The 25222-nt window shown below is 39.2% G+C and carries 23 protein-coding genes; 15 read left to right on the forward strand and 8 right to left on the reverse strand.

Going from position 1 to position 25222, the window contains the following annotated elements; genetic code table 11:
* Window positions 1–216: 216 nt before the first annotated feature.
* Both MKZ25_RS06725 and MKZ25_RS06730 read left to right on the forward strand, forming a co-directional pair.
* Complete coding sequence (locus tag MKZ25_RS06725) at window positions 217–837, forward strand: DUF47 domain-containing protein (RefSeq protein WP_340800811.1); 621 nt, start codon at window positions 217–219, stop codon at window positions 835–837.
* A gap of 17 nt (window positions 838–854) precedes the next feature.
* Complete coding sequence (locus MKZ25_RS06730) at window positions 855–1871, forward strand: inorganic phosphate transporter (RefSeq protein ID WP_340800812.1); 1017 nt, start codon at window positions 855–857, stop codon at window positions 1869–1871.
* Window positions 1872–2223: 352 nt separating this feature from the next.
* On the opposite strand, the gene MKZ25_RS06735 is transcribed toward MKZ25_RS06730, so the two are convergent.
* Window positions 2224–3039: a S1C family serine protease gene (locus MKZ25_RS06735; protein ID WP_340800813.1), complete on the reverse strand. Its 816-nt coding sequence runs from the start codon at window positions 3037–3039 to the stop codon at window positions 2224–2226.
* Between the two features lie 390 nt (window positions 3040–3429).
* Between MKZ25_RS06735 and MKZ25_RS06740 the strand changes: the two genes are divergently transcribed.
* Window positions 3430–4644 (forward strand): NAD(P)-dependent malic enzyme, encoded by a 1215-nt coding sequence (locus MKZ25_RS06740; protein WP_340800814.1) that lies wholly within the window; start codon window positions 3430–3432, stop codon window positions 4642–4644.
* A 96-nt stretch (window positions 4645–4740) separates the two neighbouring features.
* Here the strand turns inward: MKZ25_RS06740 and pepF are convergent, their stop codons facing one another.
* Entirely contained in the window at window positions 4741–6546 is a 1806-nt protein-coding gene (pepF, locus tag MKZ25_RS06745) for an oligoendopeptidase F (protein ID WP_340800815.1), read from the reverse strand.
* 127 nt (window positions 6547–6673) lie between these two features.
* Here pepF and MKZ25_RS06750 point away from each other — a divergent pair, with 127 nt between their 5' ends.
* The gene (locus MKZ25_RS06750) at window positions 6674–7567 is read left to right on the forward strand and encodes a patatin-like phospholipase family protein (RefSeq protein ID WP_340800816.1); all 894 of its coding nucleotides are present in this window, start codon (window positions 6674–6676) and stop codon (window positions 7565–7567) included.
* A 192-nt stretch (window positions 7568–7759) separates the two neighbouring features.
* Complete coding sequence (locus MKZ25_RS06755) at window positions 7760–8899, forward strand: cation:proton antiporter (RefSeq protein WP_340800817.1); 1140 nt, start codon at window positions 7760–7762, stop codon at window positions 8897–8899.
* A 53-nt stretch (window positions 8900–8952) separates the two neighbouring features.
* On the opposite strand, the gene MKZ25_RS06760 is transcribed toward MKZ25_RS06755, so the two are convergent.
* From MKZ25_RS06760 to MKZ25_RS06775, 4 genes are all read right to left on the reverse strand, one after another.
* Complete coding sequence (locus MKZ25_RS06760) at window positions 8953–9666, reverse strand: DUF2812 domain-containing protein (RefSeq protein WP_340800818.1); 714 nt, start codon at window positions 9664–9666, stop codon at window positions 8953–8955.
* On the reverse strand, window positions 9663–9977 hold the full coding sequence (locus MKZ25_RS06765; RefSeq protein WP_340800819.1) for a PadR family transcriptional regulator: 315 nt from the start codon (window positions 9975–9977) through the stop codon (window positions 9663–9665). Before MKZ25_RS06765 ends, MKZ25_RS06760 begins: the two co-directional genes overlap by 4 nt.
* Window positions 9978–10139: 162 nt before the next feature.
* Entirely contained in the window at window positions 10140–11522 is a 1383-nt protein-coding gene (nhaC, locus tag MKZ25_RS06770) for a Na+/H+ antiporter NhaC (protein WP_340800820.1), read from the reverse strand.
* 165 nt (window positions 11523–11687) lie between these two features.
* Window positions 11688–12374: a phosphoribosylaminoimidazolesuccinocarboxamide synthase gene (locus MKZ25_RS06775; RefSeq protein ID WP_340800821.1), complete on the reverse strand. Its 687-nt coding sequence runs from the start codon at window positions 12372–12374 to the stop codon at window positions 11688–11690.
* Window positions 12375–12549: 175 nt separating this feature from the next.
* Here MKZ25_RS06775 and MKZ25_RS06780 point away from each other — a divergent pair, with 175 nt between their 5' ends.
* Window positions 12550–12972: a universal stress protein gene (locus MKZ25_RS06780; protein WP_251688750.1), complete on the forward strand. Its 423-nt coding sequence runs from the start codon at window positions 12550–12552 to the stop codon at window positions 12970–12972.
* Window positions 12973–13023: 51 nt separating this feature from the next.
* On the opposite strand, the gene gdhA is transcribed toward MKZ25_RS06780, so the two are convergent.
* A complete protein-coding gene (gene gdhA, locus MKZ25_RS06785; RefSeq protein ID WP_340800822.1) occupies window positions 13024–14391 on the reverse strand; it encodes an NADP-specific glutamate dehydrogenase in 1368 nt (455 codons plus the stop codon).
* A gap of 171 nt (window positions 14392–14562) precedes the next feature.
* Between gdhA and MKZ25_RS06790 the strand changes: the two genes are divergently transcribed.
* From MKZ25_RS06790 to MKZ25_RS06800, 3 genes are read left to right on the forward strand one after another with little or no spacing between them, the layout of a single operon-like run.
* A complete protein-coding gene (locus MKZ25_RS06790; protein ID WP_340802984.1) occupies window positions 14563–15021 on the forward strand; it encodes a YaiI/YqxD family protein in 459 nt (152 codons plus the stop codon).
* Complete coding sequence (locus MKZ25_RS06795; RefSeq protein ID WP_340800823.1) at window positions 15022–16350, forward strand: D-serine ammonia-lyase; 1329 nt, start codon at window positions 15022–15024, stop codon at window positions 16348–16350. It abuts the gene before it with no gap.
* Window positions 16351–16364: 14 nt separating this feature from the next.
* A complete protein-coding gene (locus MKZ25_RS06800) occupies window positions 16365–16715 on the forward strand; it encodes a DUF4181 domain-containing protein (protein ID WP_340800824.1) in 351 nt (116 codons plus the stop codon).
* Between the two features lie 41 nt (window positions 16716–16756).
* On the opposite strand, the gene MKZ25_RS06805 is transcribed toward MKZ25_RS06800, so the two are convergent.
* A complete protein-coding gene (locus MKZ25_RS06805; protein ID WP_340800825.1) occupies window positions 16757–17578 on the reverse strand; it encodes a squalene/phytoene synthase family protein in 822 nt (273 codons plus the stop codon).
* Window positions 17579–17878: 300 nt separating this feature from the next.
* On the opposite strand from MKZ25_RS06805, the gene MKZ25_RS06810 reads away from it, so the two are divergent.
* The 6 genes from MKZ25_RS06810 to MKZ25_RS06835 all read left to right on the forward strand — a co-directional run bounded on the left by MKZ25_RS06810 (window position 17879) and on the right by MKZ25_RS06835 (window position 25214).
* Window positions 17879–18010, forward strand: coding sequence for an RAxF-45 family protein (locus MKZ25_RS06810; protein WP_008404783.1), 132 nt, complete (start codon window positions 17879–17881; stop codon window positions 18008–18010).
* 97 nt (window positions 18011–18107) lie between these two features.
* The gene (abc-f, locus tag MKZ25_RS06815; RefSeq protein ID WP_340800826.1) at window positions 18108–19721 is read left to right on the forward strand and encodes a ribosomal protection-like ABC-F family protein; all 1614 of its coding nucleotides are present in this window, start codon (window positions 18108–18110) and stop codon (window positions 19719–19721) included.
* On the forward strand, window positions 19718–20158 hold the full coding sequence (locus MKZ25_RS06820) for an ASCH domain-containing protein (RefSeq protein ID WP_340800827.1): 441 nt from the start codon (window positions 19718–19720) through the stop codon (window positions 20156–20158). The genes abc-f and MKZ25_RS06820 overlap by 4 nt, the downstream gene beginning before the upstream one ends.
* Before the next feature lie 229 nt (window positions 20159–20387).
* On the forward strand, window positions 20388–22289 hold the full coding sequence (locus tag MKZ25_RS06825) for an LTA synthase family protein (protein WP_340800828.1): 1902 nt from the start codon (window positions 20388–20390) through the stop codon (window positions 22287–22289).
* Window positions 22290–22822: 533 nt separating this feature from the next.
* The gene (locus MKZ25_RS06830; RefSeq protein WP_340800829.1) at window positions 22823–23941 is read left to right on the forward strand and encodes a thiolase family protein; all 1119 of its coding nucleotides are present in this window, start codon (window positions 22823–22825) and stop codon (window positions 23939–23941) included.
* A 97-nt stretch (window positions 23942–24038) separates the two neighbouring features.
* Window positions 24039–25214, forward strand: a complete 1176-nt coding sequence (locus tag MKZ25_RS06835; RefSeq protein ID WP_340800830.1) for an acyl-CoA dehydrogenase family protein — start codon at window positions 24039–24041, stop codon at window positions 25212–25214.
* The last annotated feature ends 8 nt before the right edge of the window (window positions 25215–25222 follow it).

Here is a 25222-nt window from a genome sequence, read left to right on the forward strand (position 1 = left end):
AATGCTGGGAAATAGCATTATAATAACAAGTTTGTTGTGTTTTCAGAATATTTCATCAGAAATAGGCTAAAATTAACAGGATACAATCGTGAAGGTATGTTTCATAATTGTTAAGTTTTTGTAAATAACATAATTTAATGTTGAAGATATTGAAAACTCGGTGGTATGATTACCTAGGTTTTAATTTACAAACTTCATTTTAGGAGGATTTATTCGATGTTTAACTCTAAAAAGCCGGATCCATTTTTTGAAGGATTATTAAATATTGCAAAAAATGTACAACAAGGTGCCAACTATGCAAAAGAATCGACAATTACAACAGTATCAGAACTAAAACAAATTCAAATTAAAATGAAGTCCTATGAAACAGCAGGGGACAAGCTGATCCATGAATTGATCGTGAAATTAAACGATTCCTTTATGACGCCTATTGAGCGTGAAGATATTTTATCATTAGCCATCAAACTGGACGATATTCTGGATGGCATTGAAAATACAATTGCCCACTTTGAAATGTATTCATTTACAGAAGTGAATCAGTACATGCGTGACTTCGTAGACTATATTGCCAAATCATGTGATGAAGCAGTAAAGGCTATGGAATTATTGAATAAAAAAGATTTAATCGGTATGCGTCAACATGCCATTCTGATCAAAGATTATGAGCGTGAATGTGATGAAATTTTCCGTAAATCCATTACTGAACTATTCCAGACTGAGAAAGATCCGATTCGCCTAATCATCTTTAAAGATTTATATGAGCAGTTAGAAGAAATTGCAGACTACTGCCAAAATGTAGCGAATACAATCGAATCAATTATTATGCGAAATGCATAATGAAAAAGGAGTAAACTATGGATACGTTATTAATCATTACCGTACTCGTTGTCATCTTTGCGCTGGCATTCGACTTTATTAACGGTTTCCATGATACAGCGAATGCGATCGCCACATCTGTTTCGACGCGTGCATTAAAACCTCGTGTAGCTGTTCTGTTAGCGGCAGTGATGAACTTCGTAGGTGCGATGACGTTCGTAGGTGTAGCAAAAGCTGTAGCATCTGGAATTGTGGATCCGTTCTCTTTAAACGCATTTGAAGGGGATACAACAGGGTCTGTAGTAATTTTGGCAGCATTATGCTCTGCCATCACGTGGAACTTATTAACTTGGTATTTCGGTATTCCATCAAGTTCTTCCCATACATTAATCGGTTCAATTGCCGGTGCAGCAGTTGCATCTGCAGGTATGAATATTTTAAACTATGAAGGTTTCTTTAAAATTTTACAGGCATTAATTATATCGCCGATTTTAGCATTAACTCTTGGTTTTATCGTAATGAAATTATTTAAATTTATTTTCCACCGCTCGCCGTTATATGGGACAACGAAAGCGTTCCGTTTGACGCAAATCGGTACAGCGGCATTACAATCGTTTACACACGGTACGAACGATGCCCAAAAAGCGATGGGTATTATTACGATGGCTTTAATCGCAGCAAACTGGCAATCAACAGATGAAGTACAGGATTGGGTACGTTTTGCCTGTGCATTGGCGATGGGTCTTGGGACATCGGTAGGCGGATATAAAATTATTAAAACAGTCGGCGGTAAAATTATGAAAATCCGTCCGGTTAACGGGGTAGCGGCTGACTTGACTTCGGCATCCATCATTTTCGGTGCAACAGTCATCGCATTACCGGTTTCGACAACACATGTAATTTCTTCTGCAATTATGGGTGTTGGTGCAGCACAGCGTGTAAAAGGTGTTAAATGGGGAATGGCCCGTAAAATTGTGATTACTTGGTTTATCACATTGCCAATTTCCGCCTTAATGGCCGGATTATTCTACTTCTTAATTAGCCTTATTTTCTAATTTTAAAACGGCGCTCATTAAATAATAGTGAGCAGCCGTTTTTTGATCTGTAGGCGGTGGTGGGGGAGTTCTAATAAAGTTGCGGATTGTTCTAATTAAATTTGGGAAGTTCTAATAAAACTAGGGTAGTTCTAATAAAACTAGGGTAGTTCTAATAAAACTTAAAAAGTTCTAATTTATCGCCGTCCTTCTAATAAAGTACACGTTTGTTCTAATATGGTCGTTCAATCTTCAAATAAACTAGTTAAAAATTCTAAAATATCATCCAACTCTTCTAATATCATTCATAAATCTTCTAATAAAATGCATCAAAGGGCTCCCAAGCTTTTGAGCCTAGCTCCTCACTCCCGAATTACTTCAAATAAGCCCGAAACAGCGCATGCACATTTTCTACCGGAATAAATAATCCGACTTTCCCGTGACCTTCCCGAGTTCCGGTTGCAAATACAACCCCGATTACGTGTCCGTTATCATTAATGACCGGGCTGCCACTGTTCCCGCGATAAACAGGTGCGTCCATCATAATAATGTCCGGCTGAATGTCAGCGGCATTCGTATAGCCGATAATCGTTCCTTTATTGGCGATCCCGCTAAATGCAAGCGGATTTCCGATAAAATAAACGGGTTCATTTTTACTGAATTCGCTCGCCCGGGCAAGTGGCAGGAACGGCAAGTTTTCCGCATCCACTTTCAACAGTGCCAAATCATAATCTTCATATGATCCTACAACCTCAGCTTTATAAAGCGTATCATCCGGAAAAACAACGGTAATCGTCAACGCATCCTCAATTACATGATCATTTGTTATTATGTAGCCATTATTCGATACCGCAAATCCTGTTCCTTTTCCGGAGTCAGTATCAATCGTAACAACGGATTGTTTATATGTTTGGATATTTTCCTGATTTGATAGTTGTGCCGATACTTTTAAAAATTCGATGGCAGGAATGGAATACACATTGAAAATCATAGCAAACGTACTAAAAGCTAATGTTAATGCCATCAGCCAGACTACAATCCGAACAAACGGTTTTTGCTTTTTCGGTTTTTTCGGCTGTGGGTTTAACCGTTCCTCTCGTGCTTTTGCAAGCGCCTTTTCCTGTTCTTCCAAAACTAGTTCCAAAAATTCTTCTTCTGTCAGTTCCTCAGTATTCTTTTTTTCTGTCATTGTGTTCCCTCCGATATGTATAAGTGTAACAAAACTACACGGAATTGGAGACAAAAGTGCCGGTTCAAAAATTTTTTTTTAGGAGTTTGTGAATTATTTCATATTACTAAATTGAAAATACTTCGTGCAATCCATCACATACTTTAGCTTGATAAAGCAAGCTTTTGAAAATGACAGCCCTTACATTTATTATTCAAAAATAGTAGATTGTGTTTAAATTCACAAAGAGGGCAAGTGGTTAATTACCGTTATAAATGTTGTCATATCAATGTTTGCGGTGTAATTTAAGCGATTCGGATTGATTTTTAAAGCTATCGTTGACAAAGTAAAAGTTTACAGTTAACATTCGTAATTACAAAGGGATTGAAAAATTAGAAGGGGATGGTAATTATGGATTTAATGAAAAAGTCGCTTGAAATGCACGAACACTTTGGCGGGAAAATGGAAATTCGTGCAAAAGTTCCGGTACAGGATAAATATGATTTGAGCTTAGCTTATTCTCCGGGTGTTGCAGCTCCTTGCCTTGCGATTGAACAGAATCCTTCAACCGTGTATGACTATACGATGAAAGGGAATTTAGTGGCGGTGATTACAGACGGAACCGCGGTTTTAGGTTTAGGGGATATCGGTCCGGAAGCCGCCTTGCCTGTAATGGAAGGGAAAGCGTTATTATTAAAGCGTTTTGCGAATGTAGATGCTGTACCGGTTTGCTTAAATACTAAAGACGTAGACGAAATTGTCAATATCGTAAAAGCAATTTCACCGACATATGGTGCGATTAACTTGGAAGATATTTCAGCACCGCGCTGTTTTGAAATTGAAGACCGACTGCGTGCTGAATGTTCAATCCCGGTATTTCATGATGATCAGCATGGGACGGCAATTGTCGTTGGGGCGGGTTTAATCAATGCGGTGAAACTCGTGAAAAAAGATGTTACGAAAATGAAAGTTGTCATTAACGGAGCCGGGGCTGCAGGTATTGCGATTCTCCGTATTCTAATTCAGATGGGATACACAAATGTCGTAATGTGTGACACGAAAGGCATTATTTATGAAGGGCGTCCTGAAGGAATGAATCCGGTAAAAGAACAGGTTGCTCATTTATCGAATCCGGAGCAGTTGCGCGGAACTTTAGATGATGCATTAGTAGGGGCGGATGTGTTTATCGGGGTTTCAGCAGCAAATATTTTAACGGAAAAGCATATTAAATCGATGGCTATAGATCCGATTGTCTTTGCATTGGCAAATCCGGATCCTGAAATAACACCGGAAAACGCGAAAAAATGGGGCGTGAAAATTATCGGTACCGGCCGTTCAGACAATAAGAACCAAGTGAATAATATGCTTGCCTTCCCGGGAATTTTCCGTGGTGCACTTGATGTAAGAGCGACAGATATTAATGAATCGATGAAGCTGGCGGCGGTTGAAGCTATTGCATCGCTAGTAACGGAAGAAGAGCTGAATGAAGACTTTATTATTCCAAGCTCGATGGATGAACGTGTGGCAGGTGTGGTTGCGAAAGCGGTTGGATCTGCTGCCATCGAATCAGGGGTATCTGAATTATTCCAGCCAGTAGATCTTATCAGCACTTCGGTAGCCATTTAAAAAGGATGTGCCTGAATGTAAATTCAGCACATCCTGTAAAATAGTGATGATGGCCAATCAGTGGGAGCCTTAAATGCCCGCTGATTGCAGTGTCACTTAAACTGTTTGAAGCTCTGCAGTCAGTTGTTCCAATTGTGTAATTAAATCTCCGATAAATGCAATTGTGTCACGTAATGGCTGTTCGGTCGTAATGTCGACACCTGCCATTTGAGCTAGTTCAACAGGTGTTTTCGTACCACCTGATTTTAATACATCAATCCATTGTTCGACAGCTGCTTCGTCACCGTTTAAAATGCGTTGTGAAACTTGTGTTGAAATTGTTAATCCTGCAGAATACGTATATGGATATAAGCCCATATAGTAATGAGGCTGACGCATCCAAGTCAATTCTGCACCTTCAGTTACTTCAACGGCATCTCCCCAGAATTGTTCAAGCACTTCACGTTTTAATTCATTCAGTTTCGGTGCGTTGACGCTTCCGCCTGCATCGATAATTTCGTATACTTTACGCTGGTAAGCTGCCTCAAGTAAATGAGTTACGAAATTATGGTAGTACGTACGGCTGATGATTGTTGAGATGACCCAACGTTTAAAGCGCGCATCTGTAGAATTTTTTAATAAATGGTTTGCCATAAGCATTTCATTCATTGTTGATGGCGCTTCAATGAAGTAAAGTGATGGTCTGGCATTGAAAATGTTTTGCGCATCATTTGCCAAGTAGAAATGACCTGCATGACCAAGTTCATGGGCTAAAACGAATACTTCATTCATTCGGCTCGTCCATGAAATCAATACATACGGGTGCACACCATATGGACTTGAACAGAATGCGCCAGTTGATTTTCCTGCATTTTGTGCAAAATCAATCCATCGCTCGTCAAAAGAACGGTCGATCATGTTCGTATAATGGTCACCCATAATCGATAATCCGTCTTTCATATATTGACGGGATTCTTCCACCGTAATTGTTGGCTCATATGATGGGTCCAGCGAAATTTTAAGGTCTGCAAACGTCATTTTGTCCAACTGATGTGTTTTTTGCAGCAGTTTCGCATAGCGACGCATATGTGGTGCAAGCTCATTCATAATTAGATCGATTTGACGGTTATACATTGAGCGGTCCACTTGCTGTGACTCTAATAAAGAATCAAAAATGTTGTCGTAGCCCCGAAGGTCTGCTTCCGTTTTTTCAATCGCCAAGTGTGTATTGTATGTTTTGGCTGTCGTATGCTGATAGTCGCGTAGTTTTTTTGAAAAGGCTTCAAATGCAGCACGGCGTTTATCCGTGTCCGTTTCAAGCTCCCAGTCGCCTTCAAACAAGTTGTAGCTAAGTGGGAATGATTCACCACCTACTTCAAAGTCAGGGAACTGCATATCTACCAATTTTGTCGTATTGTACAGTTCATATGGCGCGTTGAATGTGGCCCCGAATGCTGCCAGCGCTTTTTCCGCTTCAGGATGTAACTGGTGCGGTTTCTGTACGAGCAGTTTATCAATAAAATTGGCGTATTCCGGTTTTACTGTTTGCGCTTCTTTTAAAACAGCTTCGTCCAATGCTAGTAAATCACTTTTTACAAATGATAACGTTGTTGCAAGTTTTGCAGCGAAAGAACCGAAGCTTGCTGCACGCATCTGATTGTCGGTGTTCGTTTGGTCAACACTATGTGAAAGGCTAGCATAGGTGCCGATCACAACCATTTTCTCCTGAATTTTTTCTGTTGCTTCAATTGCGTTAATCGCGCCTTGTACATCAGTAATTGTCCCTGCAAGTTTAGCTGCAGTTTCCTCAACAAGTTGTCTTACTTCTTCGATTGCCGCAGTGTAGGCTTGTTCTGTAGCAAATAGATCTTCCAAATTCCAAGTTTCTTCAACCGGTATATCACTACGATTCAACATTGACATAATTAGCCTCCTAATATTACGATATTCGAAATAAATAATACCATATTTCTGAAAATTTAGGAAGTAGCGAAAATTCATTGAGTATTATTTTTAATAATATTTAGAAGACATATAGTAAAATAGAGGAATGATGGAAATAGGGAAAGAGTGGGATGAGATGCAAGAGGTGAAGGATTGTAGTCTAATACTTGAAGGCGGGACATTTCGAACGGTTTTTACAGCAGGTGTTTTAGATGCTCTGATGGAAGAACAAATTAAGATGCCGTATATTGCGGCGATTTCGGCAGGTGCCATCAATGCGGTATCCTATATGTCAAATCAGCCTGAACGGACGATGCGTGTTTTGACAACGTACCGCAATGATCCCCGATATATGGGAATGCGGAATTTTTTGAAGGAAAAAAGCCTGTTCGGATTGGATTTTGCCTATAATATTGTGCCGAATCAGCTTGATTTGTTTGATTGGGACGCCTACTACAACTACCCAGGTGAGGTGGAGTTCGGGCTGACGAATGCATATACCGGAAAAGTGGAGTATAAAAGTGCCCATACTATGACAAAAACATGTGACATACTGCAGGCAACTTGTGCGATTCCTATACTGTTCCCTGAGATTAAAATTGACAATATTCCGTATTATGATGGGGGACTATCCGATTCGATCCCAATCAAACGTGCGATCGAAAAAGGATATAACAAACATCTGCTCATTTTGACGAGGGAACCGGGTTATATAAAAAGTGCATCAAAAACGAATCAGTGGGCAACGAAGCTTTTTCAAAAACGCTACCCGAGACTCGCGGCTGCGATGAGACACCGAGCGGATATGTATAATGAAACAATGCAATATATTGCTCAAAAAGAGACAGAACAGGAAGCATTTATTTTTAAACCGGACCGCCCGATCAAAAGCTTTGAAAGCAAAGTCGATCAAATGAAAGCCAATTATGAGGTCGGCTATGAACAGGCACAAAAGCAGATGCGTGAGTTGAAGGCGTTTTTAGGGATCTCAAGTAACTAGAAAAAATAGGAATAAGAAAGAAATAATAATATGATTTACCGTAAATATTATATACAGAAGCTTGCAAGTGCCAGGGGAAATATATTAGAATAGGGCCGTAAGCAATTAATTAAATAATAAATGCAAGACAAGGTGGAGCCATAGTCAACTATGGCACCGCCTTGTCTTTTTTTGCATTGAAAGGGGAAATTTATGTTTATTTTACAAATTGTAATAGTGTTATTAGCTACAAAACTTGCTGGCCATCTTGCAGCGAGAATCGGGCAACCATCTGTATTAGGAAAAATAATTGTTGGTATCATTCTTGGTCCGGCACTGCTTGGTTGGGTTCACGATACTGAACTTTTAACTGTATTCAGTCAAATAGGTGTTCTACTGTTAATGTTTTTAGCGGGTCTAGAAACTGATCTGCAGGAAATGAACAGAAACAAAAAGGCGGCAATCTATGTTGCTTTAGGTGGTATTCTGCTGCCAATCATTTTAGGTTATGCAGGTTCACAATATTACGGATTGTCTGTAGGAGAATCCATTTTTATTGGGTTATTACTTTCTGCTACATCTGTCAGTATATCGGTACAGGCTTTAAGAGAGCTTGGCTGGCTGAATAGTAAGGAAGGTTCAACTTTACTCGGGGCTGCGGTATTGGATGATATTGTAGTCGTTATTTTAATCGCGATTGCAATGAGTTTCTTTGCCGGTTCGGACACGAATATCGGTATATTAATCGGTAAGAAAGTTTTATTCTTCGCGATATTGATTGTGCTTGCAAAATGGTTTATTCCACACTTTATAAGACTATTCAAGAAGTTTAGAGTGACTGAATCAATATTGAGTGCGGGTTTGATTATATGTTTTGGTTTGTCATATTTTGCGGAATTCCTAGGTATAGCAGGTATTATCGGTGCGTTCTTTGCGGGGATTGCGATTGCACAAACAGAATATAAAGAAGAAATCGAACATAAAGTTGAGCCGATTGCCTACGGGATTTTTGTTCCGTTCTTCTTTGTCAGCATCGGATTAGCAGTTTCATTCGATGGAATTGGTGATCAAATCGGGTTTATTATCGTATTTTCAATAATTGCGGTTGTATCCAAGTTTATTGGATCAGGACTAGGTGCTAAATTAGCTGGATTCAATACGAAATCATCGATGGGCGTCGGTGCTGGGATGGTTTCGCGAGGCGAGGTTGCACTAATATTAGCTGCAATGGGACTTGAAGGAGGACTTCTCCCGGGTAATTATTATACATCGATCATTATCGTAATTATCGTAACGACAATCGTGACACCGCCTCTGTTAAAAGCGATTTTCGGGAAGAGAATCGTCGTATAAATTTAATGATTAAAAATAGAAAGATAGGCTCATTTTCAAGAGCCTATCTTTTCTTACGCTTTGTTTACTTTAAACCGGTGATAAAGAGACATAAACAATGTAATGAACGTTACAAAGACGGTTGCTCCAATGACAGCAGCGGCTAACATTTGTACTGTTTTTAAGTCGGATTCAACTATTGCATAAACCGCGATAACAACTGCAGCAGCGGGAAGCAGCTTTGTAAGGAGAACAAGCCCCGTTTTATTTTCAGCCTTCCATTGGTTCCCGTATGAAGTCAGTGCAGTCCACAGTAACGGAATCGTAATTACTGTCAGTAAAAGGGCTAAACTAAAGAAGAGCGTGTGTATGCTGCCAGTTGTTTGGAGAGAAATCATCCAAGATATGATTGTACCTGGTACCAGTGTCAACATCGCAAGATTCAGTGGTTTCTTTTGGCTTTTATACTTTTCAATTGTTGTATCACGGTCCGTGTATATTGGCTTCGTATGTGGTGCGGCACGGAACAGATGAATATCGCCGGCGGAATCCACAAGCGACCAGCCTGCATCCTTAAACAGCTCAAAGTATTCTTCTGCATCATTATCCAATGTACGATAATCGATACTGTAAATATAATCGGCACTTTCACCTTGCTCAAGCGTGTAGCCTAAAAATGAAAATTTCCGGACATGCCACCCTTCAGAAGAATATTTACGCAGTTTCTCCATATCTTTTTGTTCTGAAAAAGCTAATCCGCCAGACATCATATACTTCGTTCTACTCATGCTTCTTCCTCCAGTCCTTTTTCAGCTAACTGAATCATCAGCTTTCGAATTTTTAAATCTTCTGTTAATACAGTCCTGCCTTTTTGTGTCAATAAGTACACTTTGCGCCTTGAATCTGAATCATCGTACAAATAAATCCATTCATTTTGTATAAGCTTTTTTATAATCGTATACATGGAAGCCGGTCCGATAGAAATAGTGCCGTTTGATGTTTTTTCAATTAAACTCATAATTGCGTACCCGTGTTGAGGTGTTGTTAATGCGGCCATAATATGAAACATGGATTCGGTCAATTGATCATTGTTTTTCACTATGTCACCTCCTGATATATCCATAAGTGATATATATATCTAAAAACAATATATCACTTTATGATATATATGTAAACAGAATTATCGATTAATTTAGCGGAGGTTATAAAACACGGAAAAATAAAAACCTGCTCATTATAAAAGTGAGCAGGCGCATTTTTTTTAACTATTGCTGATTTTCGTAATCGTAATATTCAACCATCCAAATAAAATTGTGATGACTGGACTTAACAGACAAAAGAAAGCGAATGGTAAATAATCAGTGACCGGAACATTCATTGTAGAAGCAATGAACATACCGCACACACTCCATGGAACGAGCGGGTTGATGACAGTACCAGCATCCTCAATCGTGCGGGCCAGATTTTTCGGATGTAGCTGAAGTGATTTGAATTTCTCCTTAAACGCTTCACCTGTTAATAACAGCGATAAATACTGTTCGCCGATTGTTACGTTAATACCGATTGCTGTAAGAGCTGTACCGGTAATTACCGAACCGACTGATTTCAACTGGTTTTGAAGCACCTGTAATAATGTTTGGATAATGCCGAGTGTAAAGAGCAATCCGCCCATAGAAAGGGACAGTATAATCAGAATAATCGTAAACAGCATACTGTTCATACCGCCTCGTGACAGCAATGAATCGATTGCTTCGACACCTGTCTCCATTGAATAACCGTTATATAAAATCGAAAACAGTTCGTTCAATGGGATCGAGCTGTGGAAATACGATAACACGATGCCCGAAATAGCACTAATTGCCAGTGTAGCTAGGCTCGGCAATTTAAAAATTGTGCACACAATCAGAACGATGAGAGGGATGACCGCATACCAATGAATTAAATTTGTTGCAACCAATGTTTCTTTAAAGCTTGTAATAAGCTCAGTGTCCATATTCTGACTGCTTGGAGAAATCCACGCATAGATAATGAGTGAAATAATAAATGCGGGTATTGTTGTGTACATCATATTTTTAATATGCGTAAACAAATCAATCCCGGCAACAGTCGCAGCCAAATTTGTCGTATCGGACAGCGGGGACATTTTATCCCCGAAAAACGCTCCGGAAACAATCGCTCCTGCTGTAATTGCGAGTGAAGCATCTATCGAACTGGCAACTCCCAGCATCGCAACACCAATTGTTGCGACGGTAGTAAGCGAACTGCCGATCGCTGTACCGATAATACTTGTAATGATGAACACAACAGCATAAAAAAAGCTCGCGGAAATAATGGATAGACCAATATACAGCAATGTAGGAATTGTACCGCTTATTAACCAGCTACTAATTAATACACCGATAAGCAAAAAAATATAAACTGCGCTGATACTTGTTGAAACAGAAGCGATCATACTTTGTTCCATAATGCGGTACGGTACTTTTCGCAATACACCATACATCATCAGGACGATGATGGCTATGAAAATCGGAATATGCGGCACACTGCCAAGTTTCATAATGCTATAGGAAATGAGTGCAATAATAAATAAAATTAAAATAAGAGCTTCAATGAAATGGGGTTTTACATGTTGTTTTGCATTCATGATGACTAGACCTCGCTATATGATTTCGCGCTTCAACGCGTTGAAGTACAAAAGTAAGTGTAGCATTTTATCTTGAAAAAGGGAAGGGGGTAAAAACAAAAGGAACATACCGGAAAGTCCGGAATGTCCCTGTAGTGCTTGAAGAAAGGCATTAAGAAAATGAAATTATTCAGCAAGCATAATCTTTTCTAATTGTAATGGTTCAATATATGTATCACCTTGGTATGCGCGCATATTACCGCCTGAAATTTCATCAATGAGTAAAATTTCACCTGTTTTTGCATCGCGGCCAAATTCCAATTTAATATCATAAAGCGTTAATCCTTTTTTCTCCAACTCTGCTGCAACAAACTTTGAAATTTCGATTGTGCGCTGTTTCAAAATTGCATATTCCTCATGAGTCAAAATACCAAGCATTGAAAGCGCATCTTCTGAAATAGGAGGATCCAGGCGTTCATCATCCTTAATAGTTACTTCTACAAATGAATCCAAATCCTGACCTTCTGTTGCATAAGCACCATAGCGGCGTAAAAAAGAACCGACTGCTTTAAAACGGCAAATAACTTCCAAACCTTTCCCGAAAACAGTTGCTGGTTTAACCGTCATTGTCGCTTCATCAAAATTTGCCTCAACATAATGTGTCGGCACATTCAATTCGTTTAATTTCGAATAAAAGAAAGAGGTAAGTTTCAATCCGGCAAGGCCTGCGCCATCAATTGTTAAACCGACTGTGTTTGCGCCTGGGTCAAAAACCCCGTTTTCTCCTGTTACATCATCTTTAAATTTCAGTAAATATAGCTCGTTTTCAAGTTTAAATACATCTTTTGTTTTACCTGTATACATTAATTCCATGTGAGATACCTCCAAAAGTAATTTCAAATTTATTATAACACGAATGATTTTATAATATTGATATAAAATCGTTCGTATTTTAAAGAAAGACGTCTAACCTTTAATAGGGTATGCCCTTTGTTACCAGTGTAATGGTAACATTTGTTATACTAATCTTAGACAAGGAGTGATTTAGATGCTAAAAACGTATAATAATATTGTTGTAGCAATAGACTTTTCAGAAAAAGCAAAAATTGCCTTTGAGCGTGGTATGAACGTTGCTCGATTGACGGATGCGACATTGAATCTAGTGAGTGTAATTGATACACATTCATTCGGATCAGTGGAAGCATATGATTTAAAGTATGCAAAGGCTCTAAAGGAAAAAACTCTTGATCAGTTAAAGGAATACAAAGTTATAGCAGAACAGGCCGGCGTTAAAAATGTACAAGTATCCGTTGAAGAAGGGTCTCCTAAAGCGGTATTGACGAACTTGACAGATGCCGATCTGATCATTATCGGAGCAACTGGTTTAAACCGTGCCGAACGCTTCTTACTCGGATCTGTATCGGAAAATGTTGTACGCAGCGCCAATTGTGATGTTCTCGTAGTACGTTAAAAAATAAACCCGCAATGCTCCTTATTCGTAGGAAATTGCGGGTTTTGTTAATTAATAAACGCCTTCTACAAGCATACCGTTCGCTACTTTAATGAAGCCGGCAATGTTTGAACCGACAACTAAATTGCCTTCATAGCCATATTTTTTCGCTGCATCCGAACTTTCTTTGAAAATTGATTTCATAATACCGTGAAGTTTTTCATCAACTTCCTGGAATGACCAGTAGTTACGGCCTGAATTTTGAGCCATTTCAAGTGCAGATACAGCAACACCGCCTGCATTTGCTGCTTTACCAGGACCGAATAATACATCGCTTGCTAAAAATTCATTGATTGCATCTAAATTCGATGGCATATTAGCACCTTCTGCAACGACTTTTACGCCATTAGCAATTAAAGTGCGGGCCTGTTCACCGTTAATTTCATTTTGAGTTGCACATGGAAGAGCGATATCACATGGAATTGTCCAGATACCGTCACAGCCTTCTGTATAAATAGCATTTGGACGATAATTTACATATTCTTTAATACGCTTCCCTTCAACTTCTTTTAACCGTTTAACAATTTTTAAATCAATGCCTTCCGGATCGTAGATGTAGCCTGCAGAGTCGGAGCAGGCAACTACTTTTGCTCCAAAGTGCTGAGCTTTTTCAATTGCATAAATTGCTACATTACCAGAACCTGAAACAACAACCGTTTTTTCGTTAATTGAAAGTTTTGCATCACGCAGCATTTCTTCAACAAAGTATACTAAACCGTATCCTGTTGCTTCTGTACGCGCCAATGATCCTCCGTAGCCAGGTTTTTTACCTGTTAAAACACCTGCTTCATATGCACCCCGGATTCGCTTATATTGACCCCATAAAAAACCGACTTCACGTGAACCTACACCAATATCTCCGGCCGGAACATCGACATCCGGACCGACATAACGGTATAATTCTGTCATGAATGCTTGGCAGAAGCGCATAATTTCTGCATTTGATTTACCTTTTGGATTAAAGTCGGAACCGCCTTTACCGCCGCCGATCGGTTGACCAGTTAAAGCGTTTTTGAAAATTTGTTCAAAGGCTAAAAATTTCATAATTGATTCGTTTACAGTAGGATGGAAGCGTAAACCACCTTTATATGGCCCGATAACGTTATTATATTGAACACGGTACCCGCGGTTTACTTGTACTTGGTTTTGATCATCTTGCCAAGCTACACGGAAAGAGATGATTCTGTCCGGCTCAACGATACGTTCTAAAATATTATGTTGAATGTATTCAGGATGTTGTTCGAATACAGGTACTAAAGAAAGGAAAATTTCTTCTGCTGCTTGCAGGAATTCCAATTGATTTGAGTTTTTTGCTTTTAATTTTTCAAACACACCATCAACATATTGCTGTGCGTTACTCGTTGTTGTCATTGTCGTCATGTTAATACCCCCAAATGGATTAATAAGTATACATTAGTATGAATTATCAAACAATTCAATTATATTTTATGTGACATCACTATGTAAAATCGGTGTTAAAAAAGAGAAAACGTTTTCATATATTATATTGATATATTAATTTGGAGTTGCTTTTGGAAAGGATGATGAACTATTTTACAACTATTAATTGATGCAGATGCATGCCCAGTTGTTGATTTAGCGCTGTTTATTTCATCTCGATATGAGATAAGACCAATCTTGTTCTGCGATACATCACATCGAATGGAACGAGATGGTGCAAAAACAATTATTGTTGACAAAGGACCAGATTCGGTTGATTTTAAGCTCTTAAGTGTCTTAAAGCGAGGAGATATTGTCATAACAGGTGATTATGGCCTTGCTGCGATGTGTATTGCAAAAGGTGGAATTGTCATTACTCATAACGGTAAAAAACTGACGTCTGACAACATAGACCAACTGTTGGCTTTTCGATTTGAAAGTGCGAAAATAAGACGTGCAGGGGGACGTACGAAAGGTCCTAAAAAACGCACAGAAGAAAATAATTTGGCTTTTGAAACAAAATTTCGACAAATTTGTGAACGTGCGATTTTTGAGAAGGAGGAATCATAAATGAATCAGCAAATATTAAATTTAGACGCACTAAAAGAGCGCTTTCCATTAATTGAAAAGCTGCAATCCGAACAATACGTTTTTTGGGAAAATGAAAATGCAGAGAAAGGAAGGCAGTTATCTGAACAAGTAACGCTTGATATGATTCAAGACGCAGAAAATAGATTAAAGCGTTTTTCTTCTTATATAAAGGTCGCATTTCCGATGACGAAATTTTCAGACGGTATTATTGAATCGGAATTTAAAGAAATTGCTGCGATGAAAAAACTCATAGAAGGACGACGCGGTTTTAATATTCCCGGAAAACTAATGCTTAAATGTGATCATGCATTACCGATCGCCGGTTCAATTAAAGCGCGTGGCGGTATATATGAAGTGTTAAGCCATGCCGAAAAGCTGGCAATTGATGCAGGTATGATAACAGAACAAGATGATTACGCAAAATTCCATAGTGAAGAATTTCGCCAATTTTTTAGCCAATATAAAATAGCGGTCGGATCAACTGGTAATTTAGGCCTGAGTATCGGTATTATTAGCGCACAGCTTGGTTTCCGGGTAACGGTGCATATGTCGATAGAGGCAAAAGAGTGGAAAAAAGAACTGCTGCGTGAAAAAGGGGTAGAAGTGATCGAATACGAATCTGACTACACGTCTGCCGTGGAAAACGGCCGCCAAGTAGCAGAAAAAGATCCCGCATGCCATTTCGTTGATGATGAAAATTCAATCGATCTGTTTTTAGGATATTCAGTTGCCGGTTTACGCCTGAAAGAACAGCTACAGCAAGCAAAAATAAAAGTCGATGCGAATCATCCGCTATTTGTTTATCTGCCTTGCGGGGTTGGGGGAGCGCCCGGAGGAATTGCCTACTCTTTAAAACAAATTTACGGTGAACAGATTCATATTTTCTTTGCGGAACCATTTGCATCACCATGTATGCTTTTAGGATTGATGACAGGTTTGCATGACAAAATCAGTGTGAATGATATTGGGTTGTCCAACCAGACAGAAGCTGACGGATTGGCGGTAGGACGTCCTTCACGATTTGTCGGAACATTGATGGAATCCGTTATAAGCGGATGTTATACTGTGGATGACAGCTTTTTATTTAGAAGTTTAAAAGGTATGTTTGAGACGGAAAACATTTTTATGGAACCTTCAGCGCATGCAGGTGTGTATGGTCCGATTGAATTAATGATGCAGGGGACATCATACATCGAAAAGCATGGGCTTACAGATAAAATGGAAAACGCCACACATATTATTTGGTCAACAGGCGGTGATTTAGTGCCTGAAGAATTACGCCAGCAGTATTTACAATCAGAGATATAGAAGGGAAGTCGCTTGTGTTAATTGTAGTAGTCATCATCGCATTTTTTGGGGCAGGTTTACTCGATTTAAACTTACGCAAAAAATATAACATCCCAAAAAACGAGAAATTTATGGATCAGTATGTGGGGATTTGGCATTTCGTCTTGGAAATCATCCTATGCTTCATGTTTTTATCGTATGTAACTATTAATCTATTTGACCAAAAAACATTATATTCTGTATTGTTTGCGTTCATTATGATTTTGTTTATAGTTCGCGGATTATTGGAGTTTTGGTTTAGAAGAGAAAAGCGCCGTCATATTATTTCATTTACGTATGTAGGGCTTTGTGCAATTTGCAGTATCGCGATTGCCATCATTATGTAAGAAAGAAGTGTGTTGTGGGAGAACCCTCAACACACTTCTTTTTAATCTGCCTGGATTTCTTCTACTGTTGCTTCAACTTCTGAGCGGGACATTTTTTCTCGTCCATCTCTCATGGCCTGCAATGTTTTATGTGCCAATGCTAAAGGCAGTCTACAGAATAATTTAATCGAACGTTTGTCTAAATCTTTCATATAAAGGTCGGCCTTTGCCAAGTTTTCCTCCGCATAAGCAAATAGTTCAGCACGCGTCCAGCCATCAGGTACGAAGCTGACACCGCGCTCATCCAAATCTTCCTGCTCGTTACGTAAAATATTTACTGCCTGCAAACCGCGACCGTAGCCGATTGCCAGTTCACGGTCTGTTTTCGTGCCGGCGCTCCATTCCCAAAGCTCCGAAAGCATGACACCGACTAAGCCAGCCACATAATATGTATAGTCGTCCAAGTCTTCTTTCGTATGCACTTGCCAATTTGCGAGTGCCCATTTTGCCATCCCTTCTGCCATTTCGCTCGTCGCTGAAGTGACAATCGGGAATGCTCCTTGAGGACAAACTTCCAGCCAGTCAGCTAAACGAAGCGTTACTTCAGGCATTTTGTCCTTTACAGGTGCCAGTGCATCAAGGTAAGCATTATTATCAAAAGCAGGGGCTTTCAGCAATTCTGCTACTTTTAATAATGTCGCATTTTTCATTTCATTGGAAACATCTTCATGATCTTCAATTTCATCAATTGCCCGCATCGCTAAATACGCTGCAGCAACCGTTAATTTTAATTCTTTATCTAAAAAAGTAATGGGGATATAAAATGTGCGGCTCGTTTCTTTTAAAACGCGCATCGCATCTTTTTGTAAAGCTTTATTCGACATAAGGAAAACTTCCTCCATTCTAAATTGCATCCACCTCTTATCGTAACGCAAATTTGAGAAAAGGGAAAATAAAAGTTCCGGCTCTTGAGGATTTGAGGCAGGGAATGAAAATAGAAAGCGGAGAAATAGAGCAATGGATATCAAAAGTGGAAAAATCAGCGAAAAGTAGGAAGGTTGAATGCTAAAGTAGACCCTCTCCCGAATAAAGAACTACCCCCGTATAACATTCATTTCCAGTATGTACATATTAATTGAAATATGTTAATATTAGAACAATTCAAATGGACGGAGGTGAACGGAATGAAGAAGTTAGCGATCGAGACAGGTGTAAAAGTGGATACAGCTATGTATTTTGCACGTGTCATTACTTTTAAATTTGGGTCTAACGGGATAGGTGTGTCCTTTTTTAGACAATTTAAAAATAATGCGTAGCTAATTAACTTCATTCTTTTCACCATCATTGAAAAGGCTGCTCTTGTTAATGAGCAGTCTTTTTGTTGTTTAGCTGCGCCAGTGGAGGCGTAGAAATATGCAGTTGAAAGCAGAAAACATAACGAAAATTATCGGTGGCAACACCATTTTTAAGGAACTTTCCTTTGAAATGAATGCCGGTGAACGTATCGCAGTCGTCGGTCGAAACGGCAGCGGGAAAACGACTTTATTTAAAGTGCTGGCAGGCATTGAAAAACCCGATGAGGGGCGAATCATAAAATTGAAAAGTCAGACAATCGGCTACTTGCATCAAATTCCCCGATACACGGATCTATCAGTTTTTGATGTATTGTCAAAAGCATTCGCCGAATTACATGTTATTAAAGATCGTCTGTCTCAGTTGGAAATGAAGATGGCAACTGATTTATCCGAGAAGATTTTAAATCAATATGGCGAGCTGCAAGAGCACTATTTAGCAAAAGGCGGCTACGAAATCGAAGCAAAAATTGCATCGATTGCCAATGGACTCGCAATTTCAAAGCTATTGGAGCAACCTTTTCATGCACTGAGCGGTGGGGAAAAGACAAAGGTAATGCTCGCTCAAATTTTACTCCGGCAGCCGGATATTTTACTGTTGGATGAACCGACAAATCATTTGGATCTTGCTGCAACACAATGGCTTGAAGACTATTTGCAATACTTTAAAGGTACCGTTGTTGTGATCTCGCATGACCGGATGTTTTTAAATAAAATTGTTCACTATGTGGCAGAAATTGAAGATGGGCAGATTTGGGTGAGTAAAGGTAACTATAATCAGTACATTAAAAATAAAGAGGCAAAAATAGCACAGCAGTTTGCGGCATATGAAGAACAGCAAAAAAAGATTCAAAAAATGAAAGAAGCGATTCGCCGATTACGACAATGGGCGAATGAAGCGTCACCTCCGAATCCCGATCTATACCGTAAAGCGAAAGTAATGGAGAAAATGCTGGCACGAATGGAAACCGTCAAAAAGCCAAAAACCGAGCGCCAGATGAATTTACAGTTGAAAACTGAAGACCGGACAGGAAAAGAAGTGTTTATGCTGAAAAACATTTCCCACGGATTTGAGCAGGATTTTTTATTTATGAATGTACAGTTATCGGTACATTTTCAAGATCGAATCGCGATTGTCGGGAATAATGGAACAGGTAAATCCACATTGTTAAAAATCCTATTAGGGGAAATTGCGCCTATAGATGGCGATGCAATACAGGGAAGTAATTTAAAAATCGGTTACCTTGCACAGCAGTTTGACCAATTTAACGGCAAACAGCGTCTTATTGATGCATTCCGTGAGCAAGTGTCATTAACGGAATACGATGCGCGGCATATGCTTGCCCAATTTTTATTTTACGGTCATGATGTATTTAAAAAAGTGGATCAACTAAGCGGTGGGGAGAAAATGAGACTTCGATTAGCTCAGTTAATGGTTCAGAAATGCAATGTTCTTGTTTTGGATGAACCGACAAACCATCTTGATATTGAGTCGAGGGAAGCACTTGAAGAAGCATTGGGGAACTTTGAAGGAACCATACTAGCGATTAGCCATGACCGCTATTTTCTTCAAAAACTATTTACGAGAACGGCTTGGCTGGAAAATCAGCAGCTTACCGTGCATGAAGGTCCATTTGAATGGGCACAGTCGAAACAAAAGGAGTTAAGCAAATGAATCAAATCGAAGCCTATTGGCAGTATTTTTGTAATTCGGAAGGTATGAAAAATATTCATTATAAAGAAGCATTTCAATTTGGGGAAAAAGCAGATTGGCTTGCGGGACTTGTATTGGATGGCGTCAAAGGAGCAACTTGTTCAAGCTTTCCATTGTATGAACTGGAAGGAGAAAGATTACCGGAAATCGGGGACTATCAGATTGTTTTAAACAGTCAGGATGATCCGGTTGCGATCATCCAATCCTATTCCATTGAAATATACCCATTCAATGAAGTACCGGTTGATTTTGCGTTAGCAGAAGGAGAGGGGACTTATGCCGAGTGGAAGGAAGCGCATGTCGCGTTTTTTAGCAGAGAACTGTCCGAACAAGGTCTTGAATTTACCGAAGAAATGCTGACAGTTTGTGACCGCTTCAAAAAAGTTTTTCCTAAATGAAGTTTAGTAAGCTACATGTTCAATAGTTAGACTTATATAAAATGGAGGGATTTGCTTAGGCAATCCTCCATTTTTTCACTTTTTTCCTCAAGATCCACACTTCTTGGCAACAATTACTATCAGAAATCGTTACATAATAGTTGCATAAGTTAATGTTTTTTTGATATATTGATTCTTGTTTTTCTAAATAAAAAAGAAAAACGTCTTGAATAGAAAGAGTGATTACAAGGTGAAAAACTTAGTAAAAAATAAAAGCTTATTAAACAATTTCCTAGGGATTTTCGTTCTGGCTGTATTAATGCTATGGGCGAAAACTTATATTACACAACTAACGCAGTTTAAGCTGGGCGTTGAAGGACCACTCCAGCAGTTTCTTTTATTGATTAACCCATTAGGATCTGCGCTATTATTTTTATCAGTTGCTTTTCTGTTTAAAGGAAAGAGAAAACTGACGGTCTTGATCATCATCTATACATTGATGACAATTCTCTTATTTGCAAATGCTGTATATTATCGCTTCTTCAGTGATTTTATTACGCTTCCTACAATCTCTCAAACACAAAATTTCGGGGATTTAGGCGGCAGTGTTTTAACATTATTAAAACCTTATGATGTATTATTTTTTGCGGATATTTTCGTGTTGCTATATATTCGTTTTTCAAAGAAAATTAATTTCCAATCCGGCAAAATCGGATTCAAAATGCCTGCAGCTGTTATGGCAGCGGCAATTGTATTGTCTATTGTTAACTTACAATTAGCTGAAGCAGACCGCCCGGATTTATTGAGCCGAGGCTTTGACCGCAGTTATATCGTAAAATATTTAGGTATGTACAATTATTCTATTTATGATTCTGTTAAAACGTTTGAAGCGTCTTCAGAGCGGGCTTCAGCTGACAGCAGTGATATTGCGGAAATTATTAACTATACAAATTCATTTTCAGCCGGGCCAAACGAGAAGTACTTTGGTAAAGCGAAAGATATGAATGTTATTTACTTACATTTGGAATCCATGCAGTCGTTTTTGATTGATTATGAACTTGAGGGCGAACAAGTAACACCGTTTTTAAATTCATTAGTTAAAAATGAAAACACAATGTATTTCGATAACTTTTATCATCAAACAGCGCAGGGGAAAACTTCCGATGCTGAATTTATGTTAGAGAATTCATTATTCGGATTGCCACAAGGTTCGGCCTTTATTACGAAAGGACAAAATACGTTTGAAGCCGCACCATCGATTTTAAAAGATTATGGCTATACGTCTGCAGTGTTCCACGGAAATAATGGCAGCTTCTGGAACCGAAATATTATTTACAACCAGTTTGGCTATGACGAATTTTTTGATGAAAGTTCATATGATACTGCCGATTCGAAAAATATGGCGGAGTACGGTTTAATGGATAAACCATTTTTCGAGCAGTCAGAAAGCCTGCTTGAAACATTGCCGCAGCCATTCTATACAAAATTCATAACAGTTGCCCATCACTTCCCATACAAGATTGACCAGGATTTAGTGTCGATCGGTAAGGCGACAACAGGCGATGCAAGTGTCGATAATTATTTCCAGACAGCTCGATATGCCGACGAAGCGATTGAACAGTTCTTTGCCTATTTAAAAGAATCCGGTCTTTATGAAAATACAATGATTGTGATGTACGGTGACCATTACGGGATTTCCGATAACCACAATAAAGCGATGGAACAAATTATTGGTGAAGAAGTTACACCTGTTGTAAATGCAGATTTACAGCGTGTACCGCTATTTATTCATGTACCGGGCATGGAAGGTGGCGTTAACCATACGTATGGCGGCCAAATAGACCTTCTTCCGACAGTACTGCATTTACTTGGTGTTGAAACGAAAAACAATATTCATTTTGGTACAGACCTGCTTTCTGAAGAGCATAGCGAAATCGTGCCGTTCAGAAACGGTAATTTTGTCAGCCCGACGATCTATTCATTGGACGGCAAATACTACAATCCGAAGTCAGGTGAAGCGCTCGATGAGTCGAAAGTGGAAACAGCAGATAAATTAAAAGCGATGGTAGAAGAAAAACTTCACTATTCCGATAAAGTTGTAAATGGGGATTTATTGCGCTTCCATTCAAAAGACGGAAGCATAAAAGAGTAAGCAGAACAGTTTATAATTGGATATATTTTCTCAGGCATCATCTAATTTGATTAATTCAAATGGATGATGCCTTTTTATTATCGCTAAAAAAATAATTAACAAAGATTCAGATGGAGAAAATACTTTTGGAAATATAGTGGAATAGTCGAGGAACTCTATCTGTTTCATAATAAATCATTGACGGGTTTGAAGTTTGGTTTCCATATAAAACCATGTATCTATCCTGTTAACTACTTTCTGCGATGATGTATATACTTTATACTGAAATTTTAAATGAAATCGTCAATTGTTATTAAAGCAATAACAATTTATGTTGTGAGTGTGAATTTTACTATTTGAAAGTACTAATTTAGTGAGAATATTTTCATTGCATTATCTATATAAATTAAGAGACAGATATTTAATTGCTTAATAGGTTGTAATCTTTTTGTATAAGCAACATATATTGTTTTTTGGGAAAGCGAAATGATTTAGAGTTTTTAGGCGATCTAAATGATTCGCCAACGCCCAATTTAATAAGGGGGAATGAATGGATGAGAGAAGCCGTTATCGTCGCTGCAACACGAACACCGGTAGGCAGAAGAAATGGTGTTTTGGCAAATGTACGGGCAGATGATTTAGCTGCAGATGTACTGGAGGATGTAGTAAAGCGTGCGGGAATAGAAAAGGCACTTGTGGAGGATGTGATTTTTGGCTGTGTTACCCAAACATTGGAACAAGGCGGAAATATCGCACGAATGGCTGCGTTGATGGCAGGCTTTCCGATTGAGGTGCCCGGTGTAACGATTGACCGGCAATGCGGCTCGAGTTTACAGGCAGTTCATTTTGCGGCACAGGCGATTATAGCAGGTGATATGGATATTGTTATCGCAGGTGGTATTGAAAGCATGAGCCGTGTACCGATGGGATCGAATATGGAGGGCACGCGTAAAAGTGAACGTATCAAAAACTATGAGTTGATCCACCAAGGGTTGTCCGCAGAGCGTATCGCTGAACAATGGCAGTTAACAGAACAGGAAATTAATGAATATTCTGTTCTGAGTCAGCAGCGTGCCACTCAGGCAATTGAAGCAGGCTATTTTGATGATGAGATTGTAGCGATCGGTGATGTAGATACTGATGAGGGCCCAAGACCGGGAACAACCGTCGAAGTTCTGCAAGGCTTAAGAAAGCTGTTTAAAGAAGAGGGAGTTATTTCTGCAGGAACTTCATCTCAAATGAGTGATGGTGCATCAGCGGTACTCTTGATGTCGAGTGAAAAAGCGCAGGAACTTGGTGTGAAACCGATGGCGAAAATCATTGCGCGCACTGTCGTAGGTTCTGATCCTACACTTATGCTGACAGGTCCGATTGAAGCGACAATACGTGTCCTTGAAAAGGCAAACTTAACGATTGATGATATGGATACGTACGAAGTGAATGAAGCTTTTGCACCTGTACCGATTGTCTGGGCAAAAGAGCTTGGTGCGGATCTGGAAAAACTGAATCCCGACGGAGGTGCGATTGCACTAGGTCATCCGCTTGGCGCAACAGGAACAAAATTATTAACGACGATGCTTTACCGCATGGAACGTAATAACCAGCGCTACGGCTTGCTTGCGATTTGTGAAGGTATGGGCATGGCCAATGCAACAATTATTGAGAGAATTTAAATAAAACTCTATTCATATTTTATAAAATTACGAGATGGCATGTAATCGCTTTCAATATATAAGGTGTTAAAAATATGACGAAGAGAGAGTGATATAAATGAATAAAACATTGGCGAAAACAAGAAAAGAGTCCCGTACTTTTTTTAATAATGATCATATTATGTTCAGGGAGTCTCTTAAAAAATTTGTGGAAAAAGAGATTGATCCTTATTTTACACAATGGGAGCATGATCGCATCGTTCCGCGCGAATTATGGACAAAGTTAGGCAGTCAGGGATTTTTATGTCCGAGCGTAGAGGAAAAGTATGGCGGGATGGGCTTGGACTTTATTTTTGATATCGTTTTATCTGAAGAATTGTCAAAAGTCGGTGGCGGTTTAAGTGGAATCGGATTGCATAGTAATGTCGTAACGCCGTATATCACCTCTTTTGGAACAGAAGAGCAGAAGATGAAGTATCTTCCGAAGTTTGTGAGTGGCGAGTGGATTTCAGCCATTGCAATGACAGAGCCGGGTGCAGGTTCGGATTTACAGAAAATGACGACTACGGCCATTAAAGATGGCTCAGACTATATTGTGAACGGTCAAAAAACCTTCATTACGAACGGGATTCTTTCCGATGTCATCATCATCGCCTGTAAAACAGATCCAAAAGCGGTACCTGCCCATAACGGGGTAAGCTTATTGATTGTTGAAAGAGGGATGGAAGGTTTCTCACGCGGCAGAAAATTAGACAAGGTAGGCATGCATAGCCAGGATACAGCAGAACTTATTTTTGAAAATGTCCGGGTTCCGGCAGAAAATCTTCTTGGTGAAGAAGGAAAAGGTTTCTTGTATTTAATGCAAAAATTGCAGCAAGAACGTCTCCTGACAGCAGTAGGGGCAATTACTGCTGCAAAAGATATGCTCGACTTAACATTGCAGTATGTTAAAGAGCGGGAAGCGTTTGGTAAACCGATTGGAAAATTCCAAAACACACAGTTTACACTGGCTGAAATTGCGACGCAAGTAAAAATCGGCCAAACATTTGTAGATGATTTGATCATTCGCCATCTAGAAGGACAGGATATTGTGACGGAGGTATCAATGGCCAAATGGTGGACAACGGATATGGCTCGGAAAATCTCGGTAGAGTGTATGCAATTACATGGCGGCTACGGCTATATGGAGGAATACAAGATTGCTAGAAGATTCCGCGATATTGCGGTTACACCAATTTTCGCAGGTTCCAATGAAATTATGAAAGTCATTATTGCCAAAAATTTAGGACTGTAATGGATCCG

The sequence above is a fragment of the Solibacillus sp. FSL W7-1464 genome (assembly GCF_038004425.1).
In the GTDB taxonomy this organism is placed as follows: Bacteria; Bacillota; Bacilli; order Bacillales_A; family Planococcaceae; genus Solibacillus.